Source organism: Azohydromonas lata (assembly GCF_034427735.1).
GTDB classification, from domain to species: domain Bacteria; phylum Pseudomonadota; class Gammaproteobacteria; order Burkholderiales; family Burkholderiaceae_C; genus Azohydromonas; species Azohydromonas lata.
On the sequence record NZ_JAXOJX010000234.1, the window covers coordinates 1 to 347 of the forward strand.

Genomic DNA, 347 nt, shown 5'->3' on the forward strand with positions numbered 1-347 from the left:
GCCAAGGCCATCGACGCTGGCCGTCAGCGTGCCGTTGGCCAGCTCGAACGCCGTCGTGCCGGCCGCGCCCGAGCGCAGGCCGAAGCTGGCGTTGCTCAAGCGCAGCGAAGCCGACGTACCGGCGCTCAGCGCAGCCGTCACGTTGGAGCCCACGGCCACGATGTCCGTGCCCGTCTTGGCAAAGCCCAGGTCGCCGGACAGCGACACGAAGTTGGCGATGTCAGCGCTGAAGCCCTTGAGGCTGAAGGCCACCGTGTTGGCGGCAATGGCCTGGCTGAACGTGTAGCTCTGGCTGCCGACGCTGACCTTGGTGCCGGCCGCCACGGACGCACTGGTCCCCGTGTACC

General features: G+C 69.2%; 1 protein-coding gene. It reads right to left on the bottom strand.

The features are described 5' to 3' along the window. The coding region (locus SM757_RS35185; RefSeq protein WP_322468893.1) for a hypothetical protein at positions 1–347 on the bottom strand (347 nt) is incomplete at both ends.